The organism is Phenylobacterium sp., from assembly GCF_004299445.1.
Classification (GTDB): Bacteria; Pseudomonadota; Alphaproteobacteria; order Caulobacterales; family Caulobacteraceae; genus Phenylobacterium.
Genome location: NZ_SCTC01000002.1, coordinates 1 through 5,017, shown reverse-complemented (window position 1 = coordinate 5,017; position 5,017 = coordinate 1). Strand labels below are relative to the sequence as shown.

General features: G+C 68.0%; 4 protein-coding genes. 2 read left to right on the top strand and 2 right to left on the bottom strand.

The window, feature by feature from the left end; translation table 11 throughout:
* Nucleotides 1–1,828: transglycosylase domain-containing protein (locus EPN98_RS00230; RefSeq protein ID WP_293358624.1), on the top strand; the 1,828-nt coding region annotated here is incomplete at its 5' end.
* Nucleotides 1,829–1,831: 3 nt separating this feature from the next.
* Here the strand turns inward: EPN98_RS00230 and EPN98_RS00225 are convergent.
* Together EPN98_RS00225 and phaZ are read right to left on the bottom strand one after the other, a co-directional pair.
* Nucleotides 1,832–2,572 carry a M48 family metallopeptidase gene (locus EPN98_RS00225; RefSeq protein WP_293358621.1) on the bottom strand — a complete coding sequence of 247 codons (741 nt, stop codon included), beginning with the start codon at nt 2,570–2,572 and terminating at the stop codon, nt 1,832–1,834.
* Nucleotides 2,573–2,617: 45 nt separating this feature from the next.
* The gene (phaZ, locus tag EPN98_RS00220) at nt 2,618–3,928 is read right to left on the bottom strand and encodes a polyhydroxyalkanoate depolymerase (protein ID WP_293358618.1); all 1,311 of its coding nucleotides are present in this window, start codon (nt 3,926–3,928) and stop codon (nt 2,618–2,620) included.
* Between the two features lie 248 nt (nt 3,929–4,176).
* Between phaZ and EPN98_RS00215 the strand changes: the two genes are divergently transcribed.
* Nucleotides 4,177–5,017, top strand: an 841-nt coding sequence (locus tag EPN98_RS00215) for a DNA/RNA non-specific endonuclease (protein ID WP_293358615.1), incomplete at its 3' end; no start/stop codon positions are given.

Genomic DNA, 5,017 nt, shown 5'->3' with positions numbered 1-5,017 from the left:
CGACATCTCGTCGCTGGACGAGGCCAAGCGCGCGCCGTCGATCTCGTATCTCGACCGATCGGGCGCGCTGCTCTCGGTGCGTGGGAGCCAGGCTGCGCCCGCCGTGTCGCTGGACAAGCTGCCCAAGCACGTGCCCCAGGCGTTCATCGCCGTCGAGGACCGCTGGTTCTACTGGCACCCGGGGTTCAATCCGTGGGGCATCGCGCGCAGCCAGATCTACAATATGCAACACAGGGGCGAGGGCCGGCCCCTGCGCGGCGGCTCGACCATCACCCAGCAGCTGGCCCGCAACCTCTTCCTCGACACAACCCAGACCTATCGCCGCAAGGCCCAGGAGCTGGTGCTCGCGGTCAAGCTGGAGGTGCAGTACTCCAAGAAGCAGATCCTCGAGACCTATCTGAACCGGGTCTATTTCGGCGGCGGCGCCTATGGGATCGAGGCGGCTTCACAGCGCTATTTCTCCAAGCCCGCCTCCCAGTTGACCCTGGGCGAGAGCGCCATGCTGGCGGGCATCATGAAGGGCCCGTCGCGCTATTCGCCTGCCGCTTCGACCAAGAACGCCGCCGAGCGGGCCAACATCGTCCTCTACGCCATGGTCGATGCAGGCTTCATCACCGAGGCCCAGCGCGCCGAGGCCGTGCGCACGCCGGTGCGGGTGAACTCCACCCTGGCCAACCAGCGGGCGCAGTATTTCGTGGACTGGGTCGACGATCAGGTCCGCGTTCTGGTTGGAGAGGAGCCAACCGAGGATCTCGTCGTCGAGACCACGCTGGACCTGCCGCTGCAGGCCAGCGCCGAGCAGGCGCTCACCCGCGGCGTCGCCGCCGCCAAGGGCCAGGGCGTGGAGCAGGGCGCGCTGGTGTCGCTGGACGGCGAGGGCCGGGTGCGCGCCTACGTCGGCGGGACCGGCTATCTGCAGAGCCAGTTCGACCGCGCGGCGATGGCCAAACGCCAGGCGGGGTCGGCCTTCAAGCCGTTCGTCTACCTGACCGCGCTCCAGGCCGGCTACACGCCCTTCACCGCGGTGGTCGACCAGCCGATCAAGATCGGAAACTGGGAGCCGCGCAACTACACGGGCGAGTACCTGGGCGAGATCGAGCTGCGCACCGCCATGGCGCAATCGGTGAACACCGTGGCCGCCGACCTGGCCAGCAAGGTAGGCACCTCGAACGTGGCGGCCACCGCCCACCGCATGGGCATCACCTCGCCGATCCAGCTGGACCCGTCGATGGCTCTGGGCGCCGTCGAGGTCAGTCCGCTGGAGATGGCCCAGGCCTATGTGCCCTTCTCCAACGGCGGCTCGGCCGCCAAGGCTTATGGCATAGAGCGCATCCGCACCGCCCGCGGCGGCCGGGTTCTGTACGAGTATCGCCCCACCCGAACGCCGGTGATCGGCCAGCCGGCGCTCAGCGAGATCGTCTCCATGATGCGGGGCGTCGTGACGAGCGGCACCGGCACGCGAGCCAACGTCCCGGGCTATGACCTGGCAGGCAAGACCGGCACCACCAGCGACTACCGGGACGCCTGGTTCGTGGGCTACACGGGCGGCTTCGTGACCGCCGTCTGGGTCGGCAAGGACAACAACAAGCCGATGAGCCGGGTCACCGGCGGGGGCGCGCCGGCCGGAATCTGGCGCGACTACATGACGGCCGCGCTGCCCCGCCTGAAGGTTCAGCCGATTCCGGGCGGCCAGCCTCCGCCTCCCCCGATCGAGGAAACCGACGAGGACGGCAATCCGATCGGCAAGATCATCGAAGGGGTCACCGACTTCTTCCGGGGCGACAGGGAAAAGACCGAGCCGCGTCGCAAGGAAGAGCCGCCCTACTAGGGGCTATCTTCCGAAGGCGTGCAGACGGGCCCCCTCAGCCCGAAGCCAGGCGCGGAAGCGGCGCTCGTCGCCGACCAGCGCCCGCACGTGGGCCCAGAAGCGTGGCCCGTGGTTGAGCTCCAGAAGGTGGGCGCACTCGTGAGCAGCCACATAGTCGGCGACCTCGAAGGGCGCCAGCGCCAGCCGCCACGAATAGCGGATCACGCCGGCCGCGCCGCGCGGCCCGGGCTTGCACGAGCCCCAGCGCGACTTGGCGTCGGCGACGCTCACCGCCGGCATCGGCGCGCCCAGCTTCAGCGCGTAGTGGCGCGTGCGCTCGGTCAGCACCTCCAGGGCCCGCTTGCGGATCACCAGGATCACGGCTCGGCTGAAGCCCTCGCCCTCGCCCATGGCGGCGATGCGCGGCGTGGAGCCGTCGACCGGCTCGATCCAGCGCGCGCGACCGGCCCCCTGTTCCAGGCGCACCGGCCGGCCGAACACCTCGATCAGCATTCCGGGCGCCAGCGGGGCGGCGGCGGGAAGTTCGGCAAGCCGCTCGGCGATCCACGCCGCGCGCTCGCGGGCGAAGGCGGCGGCTTCCGGGAGCCGGCGCTGCGACGGCGCGGTGGCCACGATCTCGCGACGCGTCCGGTCCAGCCGCAGCGACACCCGCCGCGCACGACCGTTGACCTTCAGGCGCACCGCCGCGCCGGCTACATCCAGCCGGTCGCCGTCGGAGAATTGGGAACGTCCCAGCAGACTCATCGCCCGGGAATCTAAGGTGCGCCGGGCGGTTTCAGAAGGGGAACGTCAGCTCTGCGCAGACCGCAGCGGCACCACCTCGGCAGAAGCCGGCCGGGCGCGCAGGTGGGGGATCTCGGCTTCCATCCGGCGGATGAAGGCGCGCACGCGGGGATAGATCTCCTCGCGGAAGCGCCGGCCGTTGAACACGCCGTAATGGCCCACGTGCGGCTGGATGTAGTCTTCCTTCAGGTCGACCGGCAGGCTCAGGCACAGCTTGTGCGCGGCCTGTGTCTGGCCAATGCCCGATATGTCGTCGTTCTCGCCCTCGACCGTCAGCAGGCCGATGTCGGTGATCCGCTCGGGGCGCACCTTGCGGCCGCGGTGCTCGAGCTCGCCCTTGGGGAGCAGATGGCGCTGGAACACCACATCGACCGTCTGGAGATAGAACTCCTCGGTCAGATCCAGCACAGAGAGGTACTCGTCGTAGAACTCCAGGTGCTTCTCGGTCTCGTCGCCGTCGCCCTTCATCAGGTCGGCAAGGTACTGGCGGTGCGCTTCCTGGTGCTTTTCCAGGTTCATCGACATGAAGCTGGCCAGCTGGACGAAGCCCGGATAGACGCGCCGACCCGCGCCCAGGTAGGGCGGCGGCACGTTGTAGATCATGTTCGACTCGAACCAGGCGAACGGCCGGTCCTCGGCCAGCTTGTTGGTCACGGTCGGCGACAGGCGGGCGTCGATCGGCGAGCCCATGAAGGTCATCGAGGCCGGACGGCTCTCCTCACGGTCGTCGGCCATCAGCGCGGCGGCGGCCAGCACGGGCGGGCCGGGCTGGCAGACGGCCACCACGTGGGGGCGCGGACCCATCTGGCGCAGCATCTCGCGGATGTGGTCGATGTAGTCGTGGAAGTCGAAGCGGCCCTCCATCAACGGCACGTCGCGCGCGTTGGTCCATTCGGTGATGAACACCTCGTGGTCCTGGAGGAAGGCCTCGACCGTGCCGCGCAGCAGCGTGGCGTAGTGGCCCGACAGGGGCGCAGCGATCAGCACCGCCGGCTCCAGCTCGGTCTTACCGGCGCGCCGCAGGTCGCTCATGTCGCGGTCGAAGTGGATCAGCTTGCACCACGGCGTCGACCAGACCTCCTGGGCGCGCACGCGCACATCGCGGCCGTTGATCTTGACCTTGTCGATCTTCCAGTCCGGCTTGCCGTAGCGGCGCGTCAGGTTCGCGAACAGGTCGGAGGTCGCGTAGATGCGCCGGCCCAGGTCGCTCTCGGCCGCCGGATTCAGCGGCGAACTCCAGAAGTCGCGCGCCGCGAGCGCGGCCCACCGCAGCGGCGAGGCGGCGTAGTAGCCGGCTTCATAGAGCGTGTAGAGCATACGGGCGTGCCTCTTGTGCGTCGCAACATAGCATGTTGAACCTTAACGACTGACGCAAGGCCAAGGATGCGTGGTCGACGGCGATCGGCGAAGAGGCGGTCCGTGGTGCGGCGCCGCGCCACAGCGCCTGCGGCTATGTTCTTATTTTGTTCTTGACATGATCTGGGTTCGACGCGACAATTTGAGGCTCGCTAGTCGCGGCTCGTGACTAGCTCCCATTTGACGGGCCGCCATATGAGGGGAGTTCCATGGCTCGGATGCCCAGGGGTCAGCCACGTTCTGTTCCGGATCCTGCCGGCGATCGGTACGACGCCATGATCCGGGAAGAAAATTTGAAGAAGCAGCGCGCAGAATTGGCTGCGATGTCGGGCGCTTCACCGCGGCTTTCCCGGTTCGACTGGCGCATTGAGGATCTGGATCTTGCGCCGCGGCGAGGACGCACCGTGACGATCGGCAGACAGACCTACAGGGAAGTGGACAATGGAAGCGCGAACGTGCTCGTGCCCGTTGCGAATTCCTCCATCACGCCAGAAGTGTATGCGGCGCAACAACAGGCTCGCAGGCAAGCGGCGAGGATGGCTCAGAGCCCCTTAGGAGCCATCGCCTACGGCATGGTCGGCGGCGCGAGGGCGCCGCAACCGGTCGGAGAGATGGCCATGAGCGCTGGAGAGTTGTTGGATGGGCTTGGGGCCGGGGGAGCGGTACGTTCCGGGCCCGTCCGCCGTCAACCGGGATTATGGAGAGGACAAGTCGCCCCGCCATCGACGCCCAGAGAGGCGGTGCGCACAGGGCCGTTGAACGGCGCGGGACAGGCCACCGGCGTATCCGCGACCCTGACCTCCCCCATGCTGGGAACCGGAACCCGGGCCAACTGGCGATATAGGCCGCCAGGCTGGCGTAGCGGGCAAGCGCCATACTTCGACAATCGAACACACCTGTTGGCTCGACAACTCGGGGGCGACGGCAAAGATCCGCGCAACCTCGTTACTGCGGCGCGGCAAACCAACCATCCGCGGATGAGCCAGTTCGAGCTTGGCGTGGCGTCGCGTGTGCGTTCGGGAGAAGTCGTGGAGTACTCCGCGACGCCGT